The 22,225-nt window shown below is 58.5% G+C and carries 18 protein-coding genes and 1 riboswitch; of the genes, 5 read left to right on the top strand and 13 right to left on the bottom strand.

All coding sequences use genetic code 11. The features are described from left to right. Positions 1 to 50: 50 nt before the first annotated feature. The 3 genes from hda to upp all read right to left on the bottom strand — a co-directional run bounded on the left by hda (position 51) and on the right by upp (position 2,651). A complete protein-coding gene (hda, locus tag A9G06_RS11315; RefSeq protein WP_021231044.1) occupies positions 51 to 752 on the bottom strand; it encodes a DnaA inactivator Hda in 702 nt (233 codons plus the stop codon). A 102-nt stretch (positions 753 to 854) separates the two neighbouring features. Then, the gene (locus tag A9G06_RS11310; protein WP_069555285.1) at positions 855 to 1,874 is read right to left on the bottom strand and encodes a DUF2066 domain-containing protein; all 1,020 of its coding nucleotides are present in this window, start codon (positions 1,872 to 1,874) and stop codon (positions 855 to 857) included. A 150-nt stretch (positions 1,875 to 2,024) separates the two neighbouring features. Beyond that, positions 2,025 to 2,651: a uracil phosphoribosyltransferase gene (gene upp / locus A9G06_RS11305; protein ID WP_005334115.1), complete on the bottom strand. Its 627-nt coding sequence runs from the start codon at positions 2,649 to 2,651 to the stop codon at positions 2,025 to 2,027. Positions 2,652 to 2,827: 176 nt separating this feature from the next. Between upp and purM the strand changes: the two genes are divergently transcribed. Together purM and purN are read left to right on the top strand one after the other, a co-directional pair. Beyond that, the gene (gene purM, locus A9G06_RS11300; RefSeq protein WP_021231046.1) at positions 2,828 to 3,865 is read left to right on the top strand and encodes a phosphoribosylformylglycinamidine cyclo-ligase; all 1,038 of its coding nucleotides are present in this window, start codon (positions 2,828 to 2,830) and stop codon (positions 3,863 to 3,865) included. Further along, positions 3,862 to 4,500, top strand: coding sequence for a phosphoribosylglycinamide formyltransferase (gene purN, locus A9G06_RS11295; RefSeq protein ID WP_069555284.1), 639 nt, complete (start codon positions 3,862 to 3,864; stop codon positions 4,498 to 4,500). The genes purM and purN overlap by 4 nt, the downstream gene beginning before the upstream one ends. Positions 4,501 to 4,617: 117 nt before the next feature. On the opposite strand, the gene A9G06_RS11290 is transcribed toward purN, so the two are convergent. The 5 genes from A9G06_RS11290 to A9G06_RS11270 all read right to left on the bottom strand — a co-directional run bounded on the left by A9G06_RS11290 (position 4,618) and on the right by A9G06_RS11270 (position 10,571). Beyond that, on the bottom strand, positions 4,618 to 5,379 hold the full coding sequence (locus A9G06_RS11290) for a Nif3-like dinuclear metal center hexameric protein (protein WP_021231048.1): 762 nt from the start codon (positions 5,377 to 5,379) through the stop codon (positions 4,618 to 4,620). Between the two features lie 141 nt (positions 5,380 to 5,520). Further along, positions 5,521 to 6,864, bottom strand: a complete 1,344-nt coding sequence (locus A9G06_RS11285) for a sigma-54 dependent transcriptional regulator (protein ID WP_021231049.1) — start codon at positions 6,862 to 6,864, stop codon at positions 5,521 to 5,523. Continuing rightward, positions 6,861 to 7,895 (bottom strand): ATP-binding protein, encoded by a 1,035-nt coding sequence (locus A9G06_RS11280; RefSeq protein WP_005334126.1) that lies wholly within the window; start codon positions 7,893 to 7,895, stop codon positions 6,861 to 6,863. Before A9G06_RS11280 ends, A9G06_RS11285 begins: the two co-directional genes overlap by 4 nt. Before the next feature lie 106 nt (positions 7,896 to 8,001). Further along, positions 8,002 to 9,423, bottom strand: a complete 1,422-nt coding sequence (locus A9G06_RS11275) for a sigma-54 dependent transcriptional regulator (protein ID WP_069555315.1) — start codon at positions 9,421 to 9,423, stop codon at positions 8,002 to 8,004. Between the two features lie 269 nt (positions 9,424 to 9,692). Then, on the bottom strand, positions 9,693 to 10,571 hold the full coding sequence (locus A9G06_RS11270; protein ID WP_069555283.1) for a DUF2726 domain-containing protein: 879 nt from the start codon (positions 10,569 to 10,571) through the stop codon (positions 9,693 to 9,695). Between the two features lie 196 nt (positions 10,572 to 10,767). Here A9G06_RS11270 and A9G06_RS11265 point away from each other — a divergent pair, with 196 nt between their 5' ends. The 3 genes from A9G06_RS11265 to ppx all read left to right on the top strand — a co-directional run bounded on the left by A9G06_RS11265 (position 10,768) and on the right by ppx (position 14,907). After that, positions 10,768 to 11,283: an ACT domain-containing protein gene (locus A9G06_RS11265; RefSeq protein ID WP_069555282.1), complete on the top strand. Its 516-nt coding sequence runs from the start codon at positions 10,768 to 10,770 to the stop codon at positions 11,281 to 11,283. A 74-nt stretch (positions 11,284 to 11,357) separates the two neighbouring features. Further along, entirely contained in the window at positions 11,358 to 13,424 is a 2,067-nt protein-coding gene (gene ppk1, locus A9G06_RS11260; protein ID WP_069555281.1) for a polyphosphate kinase 1, read from the top strand. Continuing rightward, on the top strand, positions 13,417 to 14,907 hold the full coding sequence (ppx, locus tag A9G06_RS11255; protein WP_069555280.1) for an exopolyphosphatase: 1,491 nt from the start codon (positions 13,417 to 13,419) through the stop codon (positions 14,905 to 14,907). The genes ppk1 and ppx overlap by 8 nt, the downstream gene beginning before the upstream one ends. 60 nt (positions 14,908 to 14,967) lie before the next feature. On the opposite strand, the gene mgtE is transcribed toward ppx, so the two are convergent. The 5 genes from mgtE to A9G06_RS11230 all read right to left on the bottom strand — a co-directional run bounded on the left by mgtE (position 14,968) and on the right by A9G06_RS11230 (position 22,221). Beyond that, entirely contained in the window at positions 14,968 to 16,311 is a 1,344-nt protein-coding gene (gene mgtE / locus A9G06_RS11250) for a magnesium transporter (protein ID WP_069555279.1), read from the bottom strand. A gap of 122 nt (positions 16,312 to 16,433) precedes the next feature. After that, a riboswitch (M-box (ykoK) riboswitch) is annotated at positions 16,434 to 16,603 on the bottom strand. Positions 16,604 to 16,786: 183 nt separating this feature from the next. Further along, a complete protein-coding gene (flgL, locus tag A9G06_RS11245) occupies positions 16,787 to 17,995 on the bottom strand; it encodes a flagellar hook-associated protein FlgL (protein ID WP_069555278.1) in 1,209 nt (402 codons plus the stop codon). A 4-nt stretch (positions 17,996 to 17,999) separates the two neighbouring features. Next, entirely contained in the window at positions 18,000 to 20,003 is a 2,004-nt protein-coding gene (locus A9G06_RS11240) for a flagellar basal body rod C-terminal domain-containing protein (RefSeq protein WP_069555277.1), read from the bottom strand. A gap of 3 nt (positions 20,004 to 20,006) precedes the next feature. After that, positions 20,007 to 21,080 (bottom strand): flagellar assembly peptidoglycan hydrolase FlgJ, encoded by a 1,074-nt coding sequence (gene flgJ / locus A9G06_RS11235; RefSeq protein ID WP_069555276.1) that lies wholly within the window; start codon positions 21,078 to 21,080, stop codon positions 20,007 to 20,009. Positions 21,081 to 21,123: 43 nt separating this feature from the next. Continuing rightward, positions 21,124 to 22,221, bottom strand: coding sequence for a flagellar basal body P-ring protein FlgI (locus A9G06_RS11230; RefSeq protein ID WP_005350664.1), 1,098 nt, complete (start codon positions 22,219 to 22,221; stop codon positions 21,124 to 21,126). Positions 22,222 to 22,225 lie beyond the last annotated feature (4 nt).

Here is a 22,225-nt window from a genome sequence, read left to right as displayed (position 1 = left end):
TCTTTTTATCAGCCATTCCAATGTCGGTCAGACGCACACCAGCGGCAGGATCAGAGCTCTAGGATCTCTTTGACAAAGGGGATGGTGAGCTTGCGCTTGGCGCGAAAAGAGGCGTTGTCGAGCTGATTGAGGGTGGTGAGCAGGGTGCGCATATCGCGGGAGAGTCGGTTGAGCAGGAAGCGGCCCACATCGATGGGCAATTTGAAGCCCCGCAACTCGGCACGCAGTTGCAGGGCACTGAGCTTGCCTTCATCATCCAGCTCTTCGAGATGGAAACTCACCCCCCAGTCGAGGCGCGAGGCGAGATCCGGCAGTTGCAGCCCCAGTTTGCGCGGCGCGCTGCAGCCAGTGACCACCAGCGTCCCCTCCCCCTTCTCCTGCCAGCGGTTGTAGAAATCGAACAGCGCCCGCTCCCACACGGCATTGCCGGCGATCGCCTCGAGGCTGTCGAGACAGACCAGCGGCAAGCTTTCGAGAGCATCGAGCATGCTGGGATCAAGCTGTTCAAACTGATCGAGGGAGAGATAGGCCGCCGCTGCATCGCGGGCGTTGACCTCGGCACAGGTGGCGTGGAGCAGATGAGAGCGTCCGGATCCCTTGGCTCCCCAGAAATAGAGGAAAGGCGACCCCTGACCGATGGCCGCATTCTTGAGGGCGGTGATCAGATGAGCATTGGTGCCGGGATAAAAACTGACGAAGGTTTCATCATCCGGTAGTTGTACGGCTAAAGACAGTTGGGCCGGTTGCTTCACTCGTTGGGCTTTGACTGTGACATTTGTGGCTAAGTGTATCATCGCAAAGGCGGATAGAGAACCGCCCGGACAGGCCGGGCGGTCTACAAAAGCCTTATAAAATCAGGGCTGCGACCATTGGTAACGCAAACCGCTGCCATTATCGTCAACCTTGCGCAAACGACTCTCAAGTTGCAGCGCCCGCACCAGTTCGGCCTGCTCCCCTTGCAGGGTAAAGTTGAAGGTGACCTGGTCCCCCTCCAGCTTGCCGATCGTCACCTTGCTGACATTGGCCATCCCCTGCAGCATCTTCTGCACGGCGATCATGCTGTCCACTTCGGAGAGGCCATCCACCACCAGGGTCTGGCTGGTTACCGGACCCGAGATACGGGCACCGTAGTTTTTCACTAGCCAGGCCGCCAGGGTATCAGCAAACCCTTGCGCCACTTCGGCCTGAGTGCCGGTGCTATTGCCACGGGTCAGCTCGGTCACTTCACCAGCCGCTTTGGGGCCGTAGAGTCCCCAATCGATGCTCCACTTGTCACCTTCCGGTGTCAGCTTGCCCAACACCACCATCTCGGCGCCATAGCGCTGGCTTGCCTGCAAAATCGGGTCGGCAAAGCGTCCCCAGACGTCGGTGGCACTGACCGCCATGTTGTCATCGAGATCCATCAGCGGAATGCTGATGGGCAGCCCCAGCGTCTGGGCCTGCTCGCGCAAGGCTTGCGCCCAACCATCGCTGGATTGATCCGCCAGTAGGCGACGCTCCCCCTGATCCACCACCAGCCAGATCGCCATCTGGGGACGAGCCGGGCCAAGCAGGGCATACTGGCTCTCGGAGACCAGGCTGTTGACCTTGTCACTCTTGAACTCGGCTTTCAGATACTTGACGGTGTCCTGATCCTGATAGCCATAGCTTTTGACATAGTCGCCCGGCGCCGCCAGCGCCTTGACCACCACCGGTTGGGTGAGGATGTCGCGCTTGCCGGTCACCTTGATCAGCACCTGACCCAGTGCCTGCCCTTGAGCGGCCACCATGTCGCCACTGGTCGGGACCTTGCCCTGATAGAGGTCGGTCACCTGAGCGGCCGAGGCCATGAATGACAAGCCGCAGCAGAGGGCGGTCACAACACGTTTGAACATGAACAGAGTCTCGAAATGGGAGAGTGTGCTTATGGTAGCGGCAAGGCGCGCCCTGCGGCAAGGCTGGCACAAGCGGCCACAAACAGCAGAGCCGGCGATGCGCCGGCTCCGATCACCCCTTCCACATGGGAAGCAGGTTAAAGCATTAAGTTACTTGGTACCGAAGATCTTGTCGCCTGCATCGCCCAGACCCGGCACGATGTAGCCTTTCTCGTTCAGCCCCTGGTCGACAGAAGCGCAATAGAGCTCTACGTCAGGGTGAGCGGCTTCCAGCGCCTTGATCCCTTCCGGCGCGGCAACCAGTACCAGCACCTTGATGGATTGGCAGCCTTTCTTCTTCAGCAGATCGATGGTAGCGATCATGGAGCCGCCGGTGGCCAGCATCGGATCGATGACCAGCGCCAGACGCTCTTCGATGTTGCTGACGATCTTTTCGAAATAGGGAACCGGTTGCAGGGTCTCTTCATCACGGTAGATACCGACCACGCTGACGCGGGCGCTCGGCATGTGCTCCAGCACGCCATCCATCATGCCAAGGCCGGCACGCAGGATAGGTACGACGGTTACCTTCTTGCCTTTGATCTGGTCAACTTCTACTGGCCCATTCCAGCCATCGATGATAACCTTCTCGGTTTCGAAGTCAGAGGTCGCTTCATAGGTCAACAAACTGCCCACTTCTTTGGCCAGTTCACGGAAACGCTTGGTGCTGATATCGCCTTCACGCATCAGACCGATCTTGTGTTTGACCAGGGGGTGTTTGACTTCAACGACTTTCATTATTATCTCCTCTAACCTGCCGCAAAAAAATCGCGGAATCATACAACAAAAGCCGCCGCTTGTAGAGCATTTCCGCGCAAAAACGCGCAAACGATTTCCTTTCTGGTTTTTCACCGCCACTGTTAGAATACGCCCCGAATTTTACCCTCCACTTCTTTACATGACGGGGAATACTCGTGACTGACAAAACCTCACTGAGCTACAAGGATGCTGGCGTAGATATCGATGCCGGCAATGCACTGGTTGAACGTATCAAGGGCGTGTCAAAGCGCACTCGTCGTCCTGAAGTCCTTGGTGGTCTTGGCGGCTTTGGGGCCTTGTGTCAAATCCCTGCGGGCTACAAGGAGCCGGTACTGGTCTCCGGTACCGATGGTGTGGGCACCAAGCTGCGGCTGGCCATCGACCTGAAGAAGCACGACACCGTGGGCATCGATCTGGTGGCCATGTGCGTCAATGACCTGATCGTACAGGGCGCCGAGCCGCTGTTCTTCCTCGACTACTATGCAACCGGCAAGCTGGACGTGGACACCGCGGCCGCGGTGGTCACCGGGATCGGTGCCGGTTGCGAGCAGTCAGGCTGTGCCCTGGTGGGCGGCGAGACCGCCGAGATGCCGGGTATGTATGAAGGGGAAGACTACGACATCGCCGGTTTCTGCGTCGGTGTGGTGGAGAAGAGCGAAATCATCGACGGCAGTAAGGTCGGTGAAGGGGATGCCCTGATCGCGCTGGCCGCCAGCGGCCCTCACTCCAACGGCTTCTCCCTGATCCGTAAAATTCTGGAAGTCTCCAAAGCCGACGTGCATCAGCCGCTGGGTGACACCACCCTGGCCAACGCCCTGTTGGAGCCGACCCGCATCTATGTGAAACCTGTGCTCAAGCTCATCAAGGAGTGCGAGATCCACGCCCTCTCCCACATCACAGGTGGTGGCTTCTGGGAGAACATCCCGCGCGTACTGCCTGCCAACACTCAAGCGGTGATCGACGAGCAGAGCTGGCAGTGGCCGGCGGTGTTCAGCTGGCTGCAGCAGGCTGGCAACGTCACCCGTCACGAGATGTATCGCACCTTCAACTGCGGCGTCGGCATGATCATCGCCCTGCCCGCCAACCAGCTGGAGAAGGCGCTGACCCTGCTCAAGGCGGAAGGCGAGAACGCATGGCACATCGGTCATATCGCCAAGGCAGCAGACGGTGAGGAGCAGGTCGTCATCAAATGATGCGGATCCTCGTCCTAATCTCTGGCAGCGGCAGCAACCTGCAGGCGATCCTCGACCACTGCGCTAGCGGCAAGATTGCCGGTGAAGTGGTCGGCGTTATCAGCAACAAGGCCGATGCCTATGGTCTGGTTCGCGCGAAAGATGCGGGGGTGGCGACCTCCATTCTGACCCAGCAGCAGTTCGCCAGCCGGGAGGAGTATGACGCCGCCCTGCTGGCGCTGATGGCAGACTATCAGCCGGATCTGGTGGTACTGGCCGGGTTTATGTGGATATTGAGCGGTGATCTGGTGCGCCATTTCGCCGGGCGGATGATCAATATCCACCCCTCCCTGCTGCCCAAGTATCAGGGCCTGCACACCCACCAGCGCGCCATAGATGCCGGTGACAGTGAACACGGCGCCAGCGTCCACTTCGTCACCGAAGAGCTGGATGGTGGCCCGGTGATCCTGCAGGCCCGCGTGCCCATCTTTGAAGGGGACACGGCGGACGAGGTAGCGGCACGGGTACAGGCGCAGGAACACAGCATCTACCCGCTGGTGGTGCGCTGGTTCTGCGAAGGCAGGCTGCAGATGGTAGATGGCGCCGTGCAACTGGATGGCGCCCTGCTGGGCCCCGCTGGTTACGCCTGCGAGTAACCGCTAACAACTGCATGTCAGATACAACAAGGGAGGCTTAGGCCTCCCTTGTCATTTCTAACTACCACACGCTGGCTGAGGTCAGGTCCGATTACGCCGCTACGCGGCCAAGCGACCCTAGACCGGATTGTCGATATCGATAAAGGTCACATCCAACCCATGCACGGTCGCCAGCCACTCCCCCAGCGCCTTGACGCCGTAACGCTCGGTGGCGTGATGGCCCGCGGCGTAGAAGTGCATCCCCATCTCGCGGGCGGTGTGAATGGTCTGCTCTGAGGCTTCACCGGAGATAAAGGCATCGATGCCCTGCTCCGCCGCCAGATTGATGTAGCTCTGACCGCCGCCGGTGCACCAGGCCACGGAACGGATAAGCTCGGGACCGGTATCGCCACAATAGAGTGGTTCACGGCCAAGGCGCTCGGCAATCAGCTTGGCAAAGTCGGCACCGCTCATCGGCTCTTCCAGCTTGCCCACCATGGCGACACTCTTGCTGTTCCACGGCTCCAGACCGCGACGCACCTTGATGTCGAGCAGCTTGGCAAGCTGGGCGTTGTTACCCACCTCGGGATGGACATCCAGCGGCAAATGGTAGGCAAACAGGTTGATATCGTGGGTCAGCAGGGTCTTGAGCCGACGCTGCTTCATGCCGGTGATCTGGGCCGGTTCACCGCTCCAGAAGTAGCCGTGATGGACCAGAATGGCATCGGCCTCGGCAGCCACGGCGGCGTCGATAAGCGCCTGACTGGCGGTGACACCGGTCACTACCTTGCGAATGCGCTCACGCCCCTCCACTTGCAAGCCGTTGGGGCAGTAATCCTTGATGGCGTGCGGTTCGAGCAGATGGTTCAGTACGGTTTCGAGTTTTCGATGAGAGATCATAGGGGTCCCTTATTAAGGCTCGGTCCCCTGCTTTACCAATAAAAACAGGGCCCAGGCTCAAAACGCCAAGGGCCCCATAATAATCGAGCCGGGCCGTCAAGACCATGACAGCCCCCACACAGTGCGGTTTCCCTCTCGGCCTCAGGCTGGCAGGTCGATCCCCGCCTCCCGCATCTGGGCCAGCTTGTAGCGCAGGGTGCGCGGGCTAATCCCGAGTCGGTCGGCCACCGCCTTGCGGCTGCCGTTACAATCTTGCAGGGTGTCGAGGATGATCTGGTGCTCCTGCTGCTTGAGTTCGCTGCCGAGGCGATCGCCGCCATAGCTGCGCTCCACGCTGACAAACTCCATCTCCTGCTCGTCCAGCTCTTCCAGAATAAGGTGGTCACAATCAATGACCCCGTCGGGGCTGAGGATCAGGGCGCGCTGTACCACGTTGTCCAGCTCCCGCACATTGCCGGGCCAAGGGTGGGCCAGCAGCCGCTCCCGCGAGGCATCCGTCAACTGTGGTGTCGGCAGCCCCTGCTGACTGGCATGAAGCGCCAGCAGATGTTCCGCCAGCGGCAGAATGTCACCGGGCCGCTCGCACAGGGCAGACCAGCGCAGCGGAAAGACGTTGAGGCGATAGTAGAGATCTTCGCGGAACAGACCATCCTGCACCGCTTTTTTCAAATCCCGGTTGCTGGTAGCGATGACCCGCACATCCAGCGGGATCATCTTGCGACTGCCGAGCCGCTCCACCTCTTTCTCCTGCAACACCCGCAGCAATTTGGCTTGCAGCCCCTGATCCATCTCGGTGATCTCGTCAAGCAGCAGGGTGCCCCCCTGCGCCTGTTCGAACTTGCCCGGGCACCCCTGTACCGCACCGGTGAAAGCCCCCTTCTCGTAGCCAAACAGGGTCGCCTCCAGCATGTTTTCCGGAATGGCGGCGCAGTTGATGGCGACGAAGGGCTGCTCGGCGCGGCTGGAGTTATCGTGAATGTAACGGGCCAGCACCTCTTTCCCCGTCCCGCTCGGGCCGGTCACCATCACGGTCGCTTCGCTTCTGGCCACCCGGGTCGCCAGCTGGAACAGCTCGGCAGTTTTGGGGTCCCCGTAAACCACGGCGCGCTTCTCCACCTTCTGGGCGGGCACATAGCGGCTGACCTGATTAAGCAGCACCTCCGGCGAAAATGGCTTGGCCAGATAGTCGATGGCCCCTTCACGCATGGCGCGCACCGCACCGTCGATGTTGGCGTAGGCGGTCATCAGCAGCACAGGTATCTGCGGATATTGCTGGCGAATGGTGGCCAGCAGGGTGAGGCCGTCCATCCCCCCCATCTGGATATCGGAGATCACCATGTCAAACGGCTGACGGGAGAGGGCCAGCAGAGCCCGCTCGCCGCTGTCCGCTTCACGGCACTCATAACCGCCGAGCAAAAGGGTATCCACCAGCGCTTCGCGCAGGCCATTGTCATCTTCAACTACCAGGATCCTGGCCTGTGTCATGCTACACCTCCAAGCTGCACCGGTTGCTGGTGCAGGGGGAACGACAGAGTAAAGCAGGTGCCTTCACCGGGAACCGAGGCCACACCGACCTCGCCCTGATGGGCACGCACTACAGATTGCACCACCGCCAGCCCGAGACCTGTGCCCTGGGAGCGAGTGGTAAAGAAGGGTTCGAATACCTGACCGAGCTGATGGGAAGGGATCCCCTTGCCATTATCGATGACCCGCATCTCCACCCGGGCACCGCTGCGCACCGCGCTGACCAAGAGTGACGTAGCCCCTGCCTGCTGGGCATTGGCAATCAGGTTGTTGATGGCCCCCGCCAGCGCACTGCTGTTGGCCAGCAGACAGAGATCGGGCTCCGGCGCCTCCATGTGCAGCTCGCAGCCCTGCTGCTGGCAAAAGGCCTCGGCACCGGCCTGCACTTCGGCCAGCAGCCCTTGTACCGAGATGGGGGTGACCACCTGATTGTCGCCATTGCGGGCAAACAGCAGTATGTCATTGATCTGCTTCTCCAGATCCTGCAAACGGGCCATCAGCTTTTGCTGAAATTGAGTGCGGGATTCCGGCTTGAGGGTGCGGTTGGCCAGATTGGCGGCATAGAGCATGGCGGCGGAGAGCGGCGTGCGGATCTGGTGGGCGAGCGAGGCCGCCATATTACCCAGCGCCGACAGCCGCTTCATGTGGTTGATGCGGTCTTGCAGTTTACGGGTTTCGGTCAGGTCGTTGATAAAGACCAGCTGGCCGGGCTGATCCGGCAGCGGTTGAGTCGAGAGCTGGACCCGGCGCCCGTCGCGCAGGGAGATCTCGTGGCCATCATCCTCGCGCGGCTCGAAGCAGCGGGCAATGATGTGGCGCCAGAGCTCCCCTTCCAGCGGCTCCCCCAGCAGGGATATGGCCGCCGGATTCGCGCGGGTGACCACCCCTGCCCCGTCAAGCAGCAACACCCCGGTGGGAAGCGCCTTGAAGATGGCATAGAGCTGGCTCACTTCGTGGGACTGGAGTGGCATGTCCTGCTGCTGGATTGTCATAAACCTGACCTCAAACTGGCTATTGGGTCAGGTTATTCAATTTCCATGCCACTAAATTATATGAATTAAAACAATTAGTTGCGCATTTGCGTCAAGGCTTTGACCCTCAGACGTCCTTGCTCATCCCGTACTTTTTCATCTTCTCCACCAAGGTGGTACGGCGCATGCCGAGCAGATCGGCAGCGCGGGCCACCACCCCGTCCTGAGACTCCAGCGCCTGACGGATCAGCTCCACTTCGAGGTCGGCCAGCATCTCTTTGAGATTGACCCCCTCCTCCGGCAACTGCATGGTGCGGGCCGAGGCGAGGGCGTGATCCAGCTCGGGCGGATCCTGAAACACCGCCGCCAGCGCATCCCGCTCATCCATCTCGGTCAGCCGCTCATCCCGCGGCTCGCTCGGCAGCAGGCGATAACGACTAGGCAGATCGGCCACATCGACGATCTGGTGCGGGTAGAGGATCAGCAGCCGCTCCAGCAGGTTGGATAGCTCGCGCACGTTACCGGGCCAGGGGTACTGCATCAGCGACTCCAGCGCCCGCTGGGTCAGCCGGATAAAGCCGTGGTGCTGCTCGGCATGGCGGTTAAGCAGCTCCTGCAGCAGCAGCGGGATGTCATCGATGCGATCCCGCAGCGGCGGCGTCTCTATGGGGAAAACGTTGAGGCGGTAGTAGAGATCTTCGCGGAAACCCTGAGTGCGGATCATCGCCTCCAGATCCCGGTGGGTCGCCGCAATGATGCGCACATCGGCCTGAATGGGCTTGCCGCCACCGACCCGGTCGAACAACCGCTCTTGCAGCACCCGCAGCAGTTTGACCTGCATCGGCATAGGCATATCGCCGATCTCGTCGAGGAACAGAGTGCCCCCCTGCGCCAGCTCGAAGCGACCACGACGGGCCGCGATGGCGCCGGTAAACGCCCCCTTCTCGTGGCCAAACAGTTCGCTCTCCAGCAATTCGGCCGGAATAGCGCCGCAGTTGATGGGCACGAAGGGGCCACTGCTGCGGGAAGAGAGTTCGTGTATTGCGCGAGCCACCACCTCTTTACCGGTGCCGGACTCGCCGAGGATCAGCACGTTGGCGTCGGTCTCGGCCACCTGGCTGATGAGCCGACGCACCTCCTGGATCCCCTTCCCCTTGCCCACCAGCAAGCGCAGCAGGGCCTGACCCTTGTCATGGGTCTGCTGACGGGGATGCAAGGAGACAAACGCCTGACAGAAGTGCAAATGACGGGTGAGGGATTCATAGGTAAAGGGCGAGAGCGCGACCCCGATAAAGTTGCTGTTGGGCAGCTCAGCCTCAACCAACGAGAGGAAGGGGGTACGGGGAAAAGCAGCCAGCAGCTCTGACAAGGGACGGTCGGTCAACTCACCCACCAGCACCCCTTGCAGCGGACCGGAGGATTCGATGGCCACATCCAGATCGCTTTGTGCCACCTCCTGCCACGGGATCCCCATAAACGAGAGCACTGTTCCCAACTGTTGGCGCCGCTGCGCATCGGCATCAACAATCAACACGCCCATCTCCACCATATCCATTCCTCGCGATGTCCTGAACTAACTTATTGTTTTATTTAATGATAAAACAGCTACCTACTGTCTTTTTGCTGGCACACAAAGTGCCAAAATTCCGACACATTGTCAAAAATTGTCGTATTCAGGCTAAGTGTATCGACAGAAACCAGAGATTAGATAAATTTTGCCGAGGAATTTTCCGCTGTTGGCGCCGCTAACAAACGCCGCCAATAGCGGAAAGAAAACTGCCCTCGTCAGAGGGCAGCATACGACACGGTGAAGAGCTCTCAGTGGCGATTATGGTGGTGCGGCGCCGCGTAACGACACTCGGGAAAACGGCTGCAAGCCAGAAAGAGTCGACCGGCGTGGGGGCCTTTTTTCGCCTCCCGCTCCACCAGCTGCGCATCACAACGAGGGCAGTGGTGCACTTCATGCTCCTCGTCATCCTCTACATCGGCGAACAAACCATCGACCAGCTCACCCTCACTCTGTGGCGCCTCCACTACCCCCTTGGGCTGGATGGCGGGCTCGCGGAGCGACGCAGGCGAGATCGCCTCGGCATGGGCAGTGCGGCCACGCATCCCGGCACCGACATCCACGCCGTCCAGCAGCAGAGGGTTGAACGTCGGCTCGCGGCGCGCCCCGTGCGGCAGATCGTCGATCAATGGTTCGCTGGTTTTGACCAGCAGTGGCAGGATCTGTTCGCGCAGCTCTTCCACCAGATAGCTGGCACTTGCCGGGATCTGCAGCAACGGCAGTCCGGCGCTGTCGCAGGCGATTTTCAGAAAGAGATCCCGCGCCTTGCGCTTCTGGTGACGGTGGGAGCTGTCATCGAGTTCGATGGCACAGATAAAGGAGAGATCAGCGGGGTGGCAAAGCAGATAGTCGAAATGCTTGGCGCTGATCTTGTTGAAGTGCTGCTGCCATTTGCTTTTGCCGATCCCGGCCTGTGGCGTCAGCACATCAGCCACCCGCACCTTGGCAAAGACCCGGGCCTTGTCACCCACCGCCAGATCCAGCACCCCGAGGAACGATCGTTCGGCAGGACTGAACAGGGTCTCCTGCATATCATAGGGCAGGCGCTTTTGCTGTCTGCCTCTGCTCCAGAAGATCGCCAGCACAAGCAGCGCCAGCAACAACAATCCCGATAGGACAAGGGTATTCATGAGAGCACGATCCAGTTCACGACACGAAAGGGGAATTACTTTACCACAGCCGCCACGGAGCAAGGCAGCAGACCCGTGTATAGAAAGTGAAAAGTCCCGTCTTTTTATCTATTTGTCAGCAGGCGGGGGTTCATATGACCAGTCCCAGCAGGCACAATAGGGATAGAGCAAGAAATCCCATTTCAAGGAGAGCAGGATGCAAAAGCAATTGGTGGTCACCGTGATCGGTGCAGACAAACCCGGGATCGTCGAGAGTCTGGCAGCTGTCATCAGCCGCGAACAGGGTAACTGGCTGGGCAGCGCCATGAGCGAACTGGCGGGCCAGTTTGCCGGTATCCTCCATGTCTCTGTCCCCGATGAGCACTATCGCAGCCTGTGCGAAGCACTGGCCCTGCTACCGGGTCTGACCATCAGCTTTGCCGAAGGGACACCGACCGCTGAGCCAGCCCATCAAGTCATGATGACAGTGACCGGCAACGACCGCCCCGGCATCGTCCATGAAGTAGCCAGCATCCTGCGCCAGCTCGAGATCAACGTGGCCGATCTCACCACCGGCTGTGAACCGGCCCCCCACTCCGGCGCCCCGCTCTTCTACGCCCATGCACTGGTTGCCCTGCCCGACGGGCTCGCGATGGATACGCTTATCACCGCGCTGGAATCCCTCTCCGACGATCTGGTGGTCGACATCGACGAAGGGTTCAGCGAGCAGTAACAATACTGTCATTTATTTGTCATATATTAACGCCATAACTGCCGCGCAGACGCGACCTGAAACAGAGGCACAAGATGAGCACCGACAAGCAGTATGAAGAGAAAGAGCTGAGCTGGCTCTCATTCAATGAACGGGTGTTGCAAGAGGCAATGGACAAGACGGTGCCCCTCATCGAGCGGGTTCGTTTTCTGGGGATCTTCTCCTCCAACCAGGATGAGTTCTTCAAGGTACGGGTATCGGACGTCAAGCGCCGCATCCTCATCAATGAAGTACATGGTGGCGATGATGAAGCGAAAGTGCTGCTTCGCGCCATCCAGCAAAAAGTGATGGCCCTTGGCGAGGCATTCGACAACACCTATAAAGAGCTGTTGATTGCGCTGGCCCGCCACAACATCTTTCTGGTCAACGAGAACCAGCTCTCCGATGCCATTCAGAAGTGGCTGCGGGTCTTCTTCAAGGAGAAGGTGCTGCGTCACATCATCCCGATCCTGCTCAACAAAGAGGTCAATCCGGTCAAATTCCTCAAGGATGAGTACACCTATCTGGCCATCGAGATGAAGAAGAACGGTCAGGTGATCCAGTACGCCCTGGTGGAAGTGCCGACCGACGACCTGCCCCGCTTCTTCCAGTTGCCACCGGAAGGGACCCGCCGCAAGAAGCAGATCATCATTCTGGATAACGTCATCCGCTTCTGCCTCGACGAGATCTTCAAGGGCTTCTTCGACTACGACGAGATTGCCGCCTATGCGGTGAAGCTGACCCGGGATGCCGAATATGATCTCTCCGACCAGCTGGACTTGAGCCTGGTGGACAAGATGAGCGACGGCTTGAAGCAGCGTCTCACCGCCATGCCGGTGCGCTTCGTCTACGAGCGGGAGATGCCCGCTGCCATGATAAGCTTCCTCAAGCTCAAGCTGCAGATCAGCTCCTACGACGCCATCATGCCGGGCGGGCGTTACCACAACTTCAAGGATTTCATCGGCTTTCCCAACGTGGGCCGTGACTATCTGGAAAACCCCAAGCTGCCGGCCCTCGATTGCCGCGATTTTGACGGCTTCGTCAACGCCTTCGATGCGATTACCAAGCAGGATATCCTGCTCTACTACCCGTACCACAAGTTCCACCACTTCACCGAGCTGGTGCGCCAGGCGGCGTTCGATCCGGCGGTGAGCGCCATTCGCATCAATATCTACCGGGTCGCCAAGAAGTCGCGGATCATCCACTCCCTCATCGATGCTGCCAACAATGGCAAGAAGGTGACCGTGGTGGTCGAACTGCGCGCCCGTTTCGACGAAGCGGCCAACATCGACTGGGCAAACATCCTCACCGATGCCGGGGTCAAGGTGGTGTTCGGGGTGCCAAGCCTCAAGATCCACTCCAAGCTCTGCCTCATCACCCGCCACGAAAATGGCGAAGCGGTGCGCTACGCCCATATCGGCACTGGTAACTTCAACGAGAAGACCGCCAAGATCTACACCGACTTCTCGCTCCTCACCCGCAATCCGGATATCACCGCCGAAGTGGAAGGGGTGTTTGAATACATCGAGTACCCCTATAAACGATACAAATTCAACCACCTGCTGGTCTCCCCCATCAACAGCCGCCGTCAGCTCTATCGTCTCATCGACAACGAGCTCTCCAACGCCAAGGCGGGCCAACCGAGCGGTATCATCCTCAAGATCAACAATCTGGTGGACAAGGATCTCATCAACCGCCTCTATGCCGCCGGCCAGGCGGGAGTACCGATCCAGATGATCATCCGTGGCATGTGCGCCCTGCGTCCGGGCGTGCCGGGCCTCAGTGACAACATCAAGGTGATCAGCATCATCGACCGCTTCCTCGAGCACCCGCGGGTGATGGTGTTCCACAACAAGGGCAACCCCCAGCTCTATATCTCCAGCGCCGACTGGATGAGCCGCAATATCGACGGCCGGATCGAGGTGGGCACCCCCATTTATGATGAGCGGCTCAAGCAGCGCATCATGGACATTCTCGAACTACAACTGAGTGATACCTGCAAGGCGCGGGTCATTGATGCCGACCAGCAGAACGAATATGTGAAGCGGGGCAACCGCCGCAAGATCCGCTCTCAGGTGGCGATTTACGACTATCTCAAACGTATCGAGTCAAACAATGGATAATAGTCTCTATGCCGCCGTGGATCTCGGCTCCAACAGTTTTCACATGGTGATCGCCCATCTGAGCGAAGGGCGTTTTCGCATCGTCGATCGCATCAAGGAGCGGGTGCGGCTGGCGGAAGGGATGGATGAGCAAAAACGAATGAGCCCGGAGGCGATGGAACGCGGCCTCGCCTGTCTGTCGCTGTTTGCCGAGCGCCTCACCAATATCAAGCCGGATCAGATCCGCATCGCCGGCACCTACACATTGCGCCGTGCCAGCAACGCGCGCGAATTTGTGAGTGAAGCAGCCAAGGTGCTCAACCACCCCATCGAGATCATCAGCGGGCAGGAAGAAGCACGGCTCATCTATCAGGGTGTTGCCCATACCCAGCATATCGAGGGCCAGGTACTGGTGATCGATATCGGCGGCGGCAGCACCGAACTCATCATCGGTGAAGGGTTTGAACACAAGGCCCTCACCAGTCGCAAGATGGGCTGCGTCAGCTTTACCCAAAGCTTCTTCGCCAGCGGCAAGCTGAGCGACAAGCACTTCACCAATGCCGTGCTGGAGGCGCAGCACCAGCTCGCCCCCATCGTCAACCAGTACCGCAAGCTGGGCTGGCAGAGCTGCCTTGGCAGCTCAGGTTCCATTCGTACGGTACGGGATGTTCTGCAGGGTGAAGGGCTGACTGACGGCAGCATTACGCTGGAGGGGCTGGAGCGGCTCAAGGCGCTGATGATTGAGCGCAAGCGAGTCGATAACCTCAAGCTGACAGGGCTGACCGAGGAGCGTCAGGAGGTGTTTGCCGCTGCGGTCGCCATCCTGCTCGGGCTGTTTACCTCGCTGCCCATCGAGCGGCTCGACTACTCCGACGGAGCCCTGCGCGAAGGATTGCTGTATGAGTTCGAGGAGCGCTTGCAGCACCACGATATTCGCGAGCGTACCGCACAGGCGCTCGGTACCCACTACCGGATGGACCGCAAACAAGCCGCCCGGGTGGAGCAGAGCGTACTGACGCTGTTCGATGCCTTGCAAGAGCCCTGGCAGATGGAAGTAGAACCCTATCGCGCCATTCTAGGCTGGGCAGCGCGGCTGCACGAAATTGGCCTTGCCATCAACTACAGCGGCATTCACCGTCACTCCGCCTATATCCTGCAACACACCGACCTGCCCGGCTTCAACCAGGACGATCAGGCCCTGCTGGCGGCGCTGGTACGCTTTCAGCGCAAGGGGCTCAAGCTCTCCGAGCTGCCTCCCCTGCCCAACCACGACATGCAGACGGTGCTGCGCTGCATCCGCATCCTGCGCCTCGCAGTCGCCGCTCACCACAAGCGTCAGGACAACCTGCTGCCCGAGTGGAAAGTCGCGGTACAAGGCGATCAGTTGGTCGTGACCCTGCCGATCGACTGGTGCGAGGAGAACCGTCTCCTGATGCAGAATCTGGAGAAGGAGCACCGCTACTGTCAGGAGCAGGGCTGGCCACTGTTGTTCCAGCTAGGCTAAACCGGAAAGATAAATGAAAAAGGCAGCCCACTGGCTGCCTTTTGCATCTCAATCTCCCGGTTACTGCAACTCGGGCAACAACCACTTGGCCATCTCGAAGTAGATGATAAGGCCGGTACCATCCACCAGTGTCGCGATGAATGGCGCAGAGACCACCGCCGGATCGATGCGGAAACGACGCAGCACCATGGGAATAATGGATGCGACCGTGGCACTCCAGAGCACGATGGCGATGATGGTAAAGGTTACCACCATACCAATCTGGGGACCGACGCCGAGACTCCATGCCCTTACCCAGGCCGCCATGGCAATGGCCCCCGAGATGAGCAGACCGGTGGAGAGCTCCTTTTTCAGCACGGTGCCGAGATTGCGCAGGCTCACCTCCCCGACCGCCATGGCACGTACTATGGTGGTGGTGATCTGGGTGCCGCTGTTACCACCAGTACCGATCAGGAGCGGAATGAAGAAGGCCAGCGCGATAGCCGCTTCCAGCTGCTCCTCGAATGCCCGCAACACGGTGCCGGTGTAGGCTTCCGCCACAAACAGGATCAGCAACCAGCCCACCCGTTTGCGCCACAGCTGCCAGGGCGTCGCCTGCAAGTAAGGGGTATCGAGTGGCGATGAGCCCCCCTGCATCTCGGCATCCTCGGTGGATTCGAGCTCCAGAATATCCGCTGCATCATCGACATGGAAAATTCCGACCAATCGTCCTTGATCCTCGACCGGCAATACCGACAGGTCGCGGTCGATCAGCAGGCGCGCTGCCAACTCCTGATCCGCACGGGCGTTGATCCGCACAGTCTCCCGATCCATCAGGGTCGCGACACTGGCCAGCGGGTCGGCGATCAGCAAGGTCTTGAGGGAGAGGCTCCCTTGCAGACGACCATCCCCGTTGACCACATAGATATGGCGAAACAGCTGGGCATTATCCCAGGCATCGTGGATCAGCTGTTTGGCGTGACCGACCGTATCCTCCTCCCGCACCGCCAGATATTCGTGGCGCATGTTGGCCCCCACCGACTCGGTGGGCCAATCCAGCAGGGAGTAGTAGATGGCCTGCGCCTGGGTCGGGAAGCGAGCCAGCAACATGGTGCGATCCTGACGACTCAGTTTGCGCAGGATGGCGACCATCTCGCGACGGGGAATGGCCTCCTGCAACACGCTGACGATGCTGCCATGGAGCCGCTGCAACAGGCGCCCGGCACTCTCGGCCGAGAGTGAACCAAGCAGTTCGGCCCCTTGCGGGATTGGCAGGGTATCAAAGATGCAGTTGAGCTCTTCCGGACGCAGGGTCAGCAGTTGATCGGCGCGCTGAACCGGATCCAGATTATGTTCCAACCAACCCTGCAGGGCGGCCAGATCGAGCAGTTGGTGACGGTTAAGAATGGTATGTGTTTTCTTCATCACAGATATCCTCATGTGATTTCAGGCGAGCCTGAATGCTTCCGGAAACAGCCGGAGGCAACGACAAGAAAACAGCAATTTGATTGACGAGTAATAGGCAGGAAATGACGCCGTTCGGCGTGTCATCATCCCCACGTACCAGCTTTAGCACTGTATAACGTATCCGGCATGCCGGAAGCCACTTGGGTTTACACCTTAATCCGATGAAAACTGTCCTGATCTTGGGCGTCTCTGGACGTCGTGAGATCAGTGGCCTGTGTTTATACAGGAGCCTCGCCTAACGAGATGCTGCAAATAATTCGCACAACCCTCTGTTGTGCGGGCGGCATGATTATCCAATCCCGCAAAGAGGTCAACCCCGCAGTCCCCATTAAATGGGCAACGGTAACAGCTTGTTACAATTGCAAGGAGATGACACGGAACCAAATTTCATAACCTGGATAAAAGAAAAGGCCCCAAAGGGGCCCTTCTCTAATTAGCGAATATAGTCAAACAGTGTCAGACGGCTTATTTTGCTGAAAGAGAGTTGCGAGGCACTCAATGCCGCATCCTCTTTTGACAGAGCGGAAATCACTTCATAGAGATCCGCTTCCGACACCTTGGCTCTCGCCTCGGCGTTGAGGGTACTCAATCCCTCATTGGAGCCCATGGCCTGTTCCAGACTGTTCATCCGGCCGCCCAACTCACCCAACCCATGATCGATATTCAGGCGGGCATTTTTCATATGAACGGTGGCATCGGCTATTTTCTGCTCGAAGGTCTCGGCAGAAATAGCCGGATCTCGCAGAGCCGTAATAAAGTCCGACATACCATTCAATATGTTGTCATTCTTCGGTGGATTAAGATCAAACTGCTGAGCAGCACCACCTGCAGGCAAATCAAGGGTCAACTCCAGACCATTAAAGGGGATCTTGGTGCCAGCAGTGTAGTTACCCGTTTGCAACGTATTGCCACCGGCATCCTTGATATCATAGGTATCAGGCGGACCTATGGTGGTTGATACGGTATAGGTGTTGCTGGGCAGTGCCGAGTTATAATTGGACTTATAGAAATTATCAAAGTTGCCCTGATCGCCTATCCCGACCTTGATATTTGCGGTGGTTGCACTGGCGGTTCTTCTGGTCGCCACGATTTCAAACAGATCCTGCCCGGAATCATTGGCAGCGATTTGTACTGTGGGTGAGACCTGAATATTTCGCTGACCTGGATCACCCTGATAAATATATTTTCCGTTGACGTCTTTGATATATGGCTGGGTCTTGCTCTGATTGCCACCAAATATAAATTCACCCGATGAGTTTTTGCTATTCATCAGGTCGAACATCTGCTGCTGCAACCCTTCAAGCTCGCTGGCGATGGCCTTGCGATCATCGTCACTGATAGAGCCGTTATTTGACTTCTGGATCAGGGTCTGGGCACTGAGCATCGCCGTATTAAGAGAATCCAATACTGTCTCTTCATGCCCCAGGCTGTTTTCCAGCAAGCTGCCATTGACACTGTACTGCTTGAACAGGTCAATCTCCTTGGTCAGTGCCATCTTCTGACTCATCCCTGCGGGATCTTCTCCAGCTGTCTGAAATTTATTGCCGGTTTGCAGCTGTTGATAGGCAGTATTCAAGCGCTCGTTGGCACTGTTGAGGGAATATAAATTCCGGTCGTAGATCATGTTAGTGGTGATGCGCATGACGTTACCTCACGGAAGAGAGCAGTGTATCGAAAATGGTTTTGGCCGTGCTGACGATTTGCGCCGATGCCGCATAGGATTGCTGGAAGCGGATCAGATTGGCCGCCTCCTCCTCCAGATTGACCCCTGACACACTTTCAAAGATGCCGGTGCTCTGGATAAGCTTGGACTCATTGGCCTTGAGCAGCGTTTTTGCCTGACTGGTATTGTTACCCACTTCCATCACCAACCCGGAATAGGCCTGATTGAAGGTCATCTTGTCGTTGGTCGTCCCACCATTGGTGCTCTTGCGCACCAGATCCTTGTTTTGCAGCTCGGCCAGAACCAGGCCATTGCTGTTATCGGCAAAGCCATTGCTGTTGTAACTGAGCTTGAAGCTGTCGTTAGCATTCACCGTTCCGGTGATGCTGAACTCGTAGCCGGGCACCTGTTTCGGGTTTGGATAAGCAGGTCCACCAGTGGGTGGTGGCAGTTGCAAGGCTGCCATCAAATTCTGCCCCTTGCTGCTCGCAGGGGCTGTGCCAATCAAGGTAGTGCCATCAGCTTGAAACACCTGATAGTCACCGTTGGCGGCAATCTTGACGACCTGAGGCGCTGTCGGGCTCAGACTATTGGTACCAAAGCCGGACCCTGCACCTGTATTGAATACGCCACCCAGTTTGATATCAGCCCCGCCGCCATTATTGGTGGTCTTTTCCGCTTTAAGCGGAGAGGCCAGGGCCAAATCTTCCGGTCGGGTGATCAGCTGACCCAGACCGGCGGCCGCACTTTTGGTCGGTTGCAGCAACAGTCTGTCACCCGCAGCCGGCGTGCCGGTAAGATCGATCGAGATCCCGTGCCCGGGCAGCTCAAAGGTCGCTGGCGGCATGGTCCCCGTGCTGACAGAGGTACGATTGCCAGACTTGTCGAGCGAGAACACCTCATAACCGGTAGCGCTGCTAAATTGCACTTCGTAATCAAACGGGGTCACTGATGTCCCCTTGCCCGGTACGAAGCTGACATTCGCCCCGACCGTCCCCGTGTTATTGCCGTAGGGTAAGCCCTTGCTGGTAGGCAGGGTGAAGATATCGCCGCCAATCTCGTTATCCAGATCCATCCCGAGGCGGTTCTGCTGGTTCATCGCATCGGCCATCGCCACGGCCAGCTGCCCCAGTTCGCGCTTGGTAGGCTCAAGGTCGGTACGCGCCTTGAACAGCCCCCCCATGGCACCACCAAACGTATCGTGATCGATGGTTGCCTTGTTCGCCCCCAGGGTCAGCTGCAGCTCCTGATCCCGGGAGTCAGGATCTCCTGCAATCACCTTGAACTGGGCGACGCCCCCATCGAGGATCAGCGAATGGCCAGTGCTCATATTGACCAGCATGCTGCCGTTGGGTTGGGCGACGGTGCGAATATCCATCTTTTCCGACAGCTGGCGGATCGCCTCATCCCGCTGATCAAACAGCATCAGGTTCTCTTCGGGTGAACCCTGAGTGCGGATGATGGCCTGATTAAGATCATTGATGCTGGTGAGCAGGCTGTTGACCTGCTTGGTTTCATCTTCAATGCGGGTGTTGAGGGTATCGCTCTGCTTGTCGAGCTGCGCCGAGAGGGTATGAAAACGGTTGACCATGCCACTTAACTCCGTCATCACCACCTTGCGCCCACCGATCTCGGCAGGCGATTCATTGGCAGAGTGAAATGACTTGAAGTAGGAGGTGATGGCCGCCCCCACGCTGTTGCTGGTATCCCCAAGCAAGCTGTCAACGCCAGCCAGCTGTTCATAATGGGTCAGGGAGGCATGATAGGCAGAGGTATCACGGCGCACCTCCCCCTGCATATAGTCGTTGATTACCCGCTGGGTCTTGATGTCACCGGTCCCCAGACCGATGGTATTGGTATACACCAGCGTACGCTCACGCACATAGCCCTGGCTATTGACGTTCACTATGTTGTTACTGGTGGTCTGCAGCAGGCGTTGCTGTGCCAGCACGCCCGATGAACCAATCCCAAGCAGGTCGCTTGCCATACGTTACAGCTCCATCTCGTTGTATTGGGCAATGGCGTCACTGCGCAATACCTGTTTCAATTTTCTGGCGTAGTGCGGGTCGGTGGCATAACCCGCCTGTTGCAGCGCCTCAAAGTAGCGATCGGGACTATCCACCTTCGCCAGGGCTCCTTTGTAGCGAGAGCCGGAAGTGAGGAAGTCCACGTAGTCGTTGAAGCTCTCTTCAAACGACTCATAGGAGCGAAATGCCGCTTTCTGGCGGGAGGCGACGCCTTGCTCATACTCGAGCGTGCTGACCACAGCCTTTGGCCCTTCCCAGCGCGGATCGGCCTTGATGCCAAACAGGTTATGGGTCACCTGCCCCTCGCCATCCTTGATCACCCGCTTGCCCCAACCGCTCTCCAGTGCCGCCTGGGCGACCAGTACCGCCGGGCTTAACCCCAGCTTGTCGGCCGCTTTCTTGGCCAGCGGCATCAGGCGATTGACGAACTCTTCCGGCGTATCGAACTCTTTGCTCCCACTACCGGTGGCACTGCCCTCTTCGCTGGCCATGCGCCCCATGGGCGGAATGCTGCGGTGAGGACGACGGGGCATAGTGAGTGCGTGACTCTCATTTGCCCCCTCGGTCATCTCTTTCTCAGCAAAATCTTTGCCAACTTTTGATGCTGCGATCAAATCATTGGCAGCCGCCGTGGGTGACTGATAGGGTTTGTAGGTCCGCTCGGTGCGCTGCGGCATCTTGAGCACCCGTCCATCCTGATGGGTAAAGGTCTCGGGAGAGAGCTGTTTGGCCACCATGTCAGCCAATCCCAGCCCCCCCTTGCTCGACATGTCGGCAACCCGCTGCTCATCCAGCATCCCTTCATAGAACTGGGTATAGCTGCTGTTCATCGGGTTGTCCTGAGTCAACACCCCGTTGGCCTGACGCATGCTCTGAAACAGCATCTGGGTAAAGATTGACTCGAACTGGCGTGACGCACTCTTGAGCGCTTCGGCCTGTCCCTCTTTGCTTTGGCTCATCTGGCGCAGGCGATCCAGGTTTTTGATGTCCTGTACCATCCCGAGATTCATGCCGCTGTTGCTGTCAAACTCCGCCATTTTGCTTACCTCATTGCCACCCGTGGCAACCACTTGCCGCTTATTACAATATGACCAGTTGCCCCTCGATGGCGCCTGCCTGCTGCAGCGCCTCGAGGATGGCCATCAAATCACCGGGGGCGACCCCGACCTGATTGACCGCCCGGACCAGATCGTCCAGGGTCGCACCGGTATCAAACTTGAACATCCGCCCCGGCTCCTGCTGGACATTGATGGTCGAGTTGTTGGTCACCGTTGTCTCTCCTCCTGCCAGCGGGTTGGGCTGGGAGACCTGCTGGTTTTCGGCGATGGTCACCGTCAACCCGCCATGGCTGATGGCCGCCGGTTTGAGCTTGACCTGACTGCCGATCACTATGGTGCCGGTGCGGGAGTTGACAATGATCTTGGCCGCCTCATTGGCCGGATCCACCTCCAGATTCTCGATGGTGGCGAGATAGGAGACGCGCTGACCCGGATCCCGCGGGGCATAGACCTTGACCGAGGTGGCATCGAGTGCCTGAGCGGTATTGGGCCCCACCAGATCGTTGACCACATCGGCCAGACGGCGCGCAGTAGTAAAGTCGGGTCGGTTAAGGTTGAAGGTGATGGTGTCCCCCTGACTGAAAGAGTTGGGCACCTCCCGCTCCACGGTCGCACCGTTGGCAATCCGCCCGACGGTCGGGGTATTGATCACTACCTTGGAACCATCAGCCCCCTCGGCCCCCAGACCACCAACCACCAGACTGCCCTGGGCAACCGCATAAACCCGGCCATCGAGCCCTTTCAGGAAGCTTTGCAACAGGGTGCCGCCCCGCAGGCTCTTGGCCTCGCCAATGGCCGACACCGTTACATCGATGGTCTGTCCGGGTTTGGAAAAGGGGGGCAGGTCGGCATGGATCGCCACCGGCGCCACATCCTTGATCTTGGGCTTGATGTTATCCGGCACCTTGATGCCAAAGTTGTTGAGCATGGTACGGAAGGTCTGCTCGGTGAAGGCGTTGTTCTTCTCGCCAGTACCGGGCAACCCCACCACCAGACCGTAACCAATCAGCTGGTTGTTACGCACCCCTTCAACCGAGCTGATGTCCTTGATCCGCGCCGCATTGGCCACGCCCAAGGGCAGCAGACAGCAGAGCAGAGTGACAAGACGGAGTGACTTCATAACA

This window comes from Aeromonas sp. DNP9 (genome assembly GCF_001728955.1).
GTDB lineage: Bacteria > Pseudomonadota > Gammaproteobacteria > Enterobacterales > Aeromonadaceae > Aeromonas > Aeromonas veronii.
The sequence above is the reverse complement of the archived record's forward strand: the minus strand, read 5'-3'. Positions and strand labels throughout refer to the sequence as shown.

What these genes read in the sequence shown, in the direction of transcription:
- flgL (WP_069555278.1), bottom strand. Translation starts at nt 17,995, where the DNA reads ATGCGCATCACCACTAACATGATCTACGACCGGAATTTATATTCCCTC.
- mgtE (WP_069555279.1), bottom strand. Translation starts at nt 16,311, where the DNA reads ATGAAGAAAACACATACCATTCTTAACCGTCACCAACTGCTCGATCTG.
- A9G06_RS11290 (WP_021231048.1), bottom strand. Translation starts at nt 5,379, where the DNA reads ATGATCTCTCATCGAAAACTCGAAACCGTACTGAACCATCTGCTCGAA.
- ppk1 (WP_069555281.1), top strand. Translation starts at nt 11,358, where the DNA reads ATGAGCACCGACAAGCAGTATGAAGAGAAAGAGCTGAGCTGGCTCTCA.
- ppx (WP_069555280.1), top strand. Translation starts at nt 13,417, where the DNA reads ATGGATAATAGTCTCTATGCCGCCGTGGATCTCGGCTCCAACAGTTTT.
- A9G06_RS11285 (WP_021231049.1), bottom strand. Translation starts at nt 6,864, where the DNA reads ATGACACAGGCCAGGATCCTGGTAGTTGAAGATGACAATGGCCTGCGC.
- A9G06_RS11240 (WP_069555277.1), bottom strand. Translation starts at nt 20,003, where the DNA reads ATGGCAAGCGACCTGCTTGGGATTGGTTCATCGGGCGTGCTGGCACAG.
- flgJ (WP_069555276.1), bottom strand. Translation starts at nt 21,080, where the DNA reads ATGGCGGAGTTTGACAGCAACAGCGGCATGAATCTCGGGATGGTACAG.
- purN (WP_069555284.1), top strand. Translation starts at nt 3,862, where the DNA reads ATGATGCGGATCCTCGTCCTAATCTCTGGCAGCGGCAGCAACCTGCAG.
- A9G06_RS11310 (WP_069555285.1), bottom strand. Translation starts at nt 1,874, where the DNA reads ATGTTCAAACGTGTTGTGACCGCCCTCTGCTGCGGCTTGTCATTCATG.
- A9G06_RS11280 (WP_005334126.1), bottom strand. Translation starts at nt 7,895, where the DNA reads ATGACAATCCAGCAGCAGGACATGCCACTCCAGTCCCACGAAGTGAGC.
- upp (WP_005334115.1), bottom strand. Translation starts at nt 2,651, where the DNA reads ATGAAAGTCGTTGAAGTCAAACACCCCCTGGTCAAACACAAGATCGGT.
- A9G06_RS11270 (WP_069555283.1), bottom strand. Translation starts at nt 10,571, where the DNA reads ATGAATACCCTTGTCCTATCGGGATTGTTGTTGCTGGCGCTGCTTGTG.
- A9G06_RS11230 (WP_005350664.1), bottom strand. Translation starts at nt 22,221, where the DNA reads ATGAAGTCACTCCGTCTTGTCACTCTGCTCTGCTGTCTGCTGCCCTTG.
- A9G06_RS11265 (WP_069555282.1), top strand. Translation starts at nt 10,768, where the DNA reads ATGCAAAAGCAATTGGTGGTCACCGTGATCGGTGCAGACAAACCCGGG.
- A9G06_RS11275 (WP_069555315.1), bottom strand. Translation starts at nt 9,423, where the DNA reads ATGGTGGAGATGGGCGTGTTGATTGTTGATGCCGATGCGCAGCGGCGC.